We start from the raw sequence: 1,151 nt of genomic DNA, 5'->3' as shown, positions 1-1,151 counted from the left end.
GGGCTGCGGCGGCCGCGCTGGTCACCGCCGGTCAGCGCTTCACCGCCGCCCGGTTCGCGAGCGCCGCGACCGCCGACGACCCGACGGCGGCGGAGCACCTCGACGACGAGGCCCGCCGCCTCGCGCTGCTCGTCGACGCCGAACTCCCCCCGGACGTCGACGTCAGCGCCGTACCGCCGCCCGACGGCCTGGGCGCCATCCCCTACCGGCGCGACCTCGACGGCGGAGCCCGGCTGGAGGGCACCCTGCCGCGCCCGGAGGGCGAACCGACCCCGTGGGGCACCATCACCAACCGCCAGGGCCGCACCGAGTACGCCGGCACCGTGCGCTACCGCGACGACGACGGCTTCCGCATCCACCGCTCACCCGAGGAGTTCCGCGACTACGACCGGTCGGGGCGCCTGGTCACCACCTCGCGGGAGATCCGCGAGTTCATGCGCCCCTGGGGCAGCGTCGAGACCAGCCACACCGGCGGCGGGACGGTGCTCGTGCGCCCCGGCGGCGGGCGCCTGAGCGTCGAGTCCCGCGACACCGACGACGGTGTCGAACTCACCGCGCCCGACGGCCACACCTGGCGGATCGGCGGCGACCAGACGCTGCACGGCGAGCGGTTGGCCATCACCGATCCCAGCACCGGTGCGCCGGCCGGGCGGCTGGAACTCGACTGGCCCGCCTGGCAGGCCCGCACGGTCTCCCCGGCGGGCACCGTCCGGCAGTGGACGCTGCGGGGAACACCGTCCGGTCAGATCGAACTGACCGACGGCGCCGACACCCGCGTCTACACCGACGACGGCCGGCCGCTCGACGCCCCCACACCCACCGATCCGCCCATCACCGGACCGCCCACCTCTGCGCCGCCCACCGCCGAACCGAGCACCATCGGGGCGACGTCCACGGTGCCGCCCGTCCCGGCACCGATCACGTCCGTACCGTCCACCGCGGCGCAGACCAGCACGTCCGTGACCCTCTCCGCGCCGCCCGGCCCGGCGCTGCAACTGCGGGGACCCGGCCAGCGGGAGTGGTTCCTCACCGCCACCGGCGACACGTCCCGCGTCGACCGGGCCCGCGTCGACCGGGCCCGCGCCACGCTGGAGACGGCCCGGCGCGACTACACCGACGCGATCCACACGTTCCGCCGTGCCCCCCAGGAC

1 pseudogene is annotated in these 1,151 nt (G+C 76.4%); it reads left to right on the top strand.

The window, feature by feature from the left end:
* A pseudogene (locus MXD58_RS25090) lies at positions 1-1,151 on the top strand (hypothetical protein); the annotation flags it as partial.

It is taken from the genome of Frankia sp. AgKG'84/4, from assembly GCF_023242965.2.
Taxonomy (GTDB): domain Bacteria; phylum Actinomycetota; class Actinomycetes; order Frankiales; family Frankiaceae; genus Frankia.
This window is presented reverse-complemented; position numbering and strand designations above follow the sequence as displayed.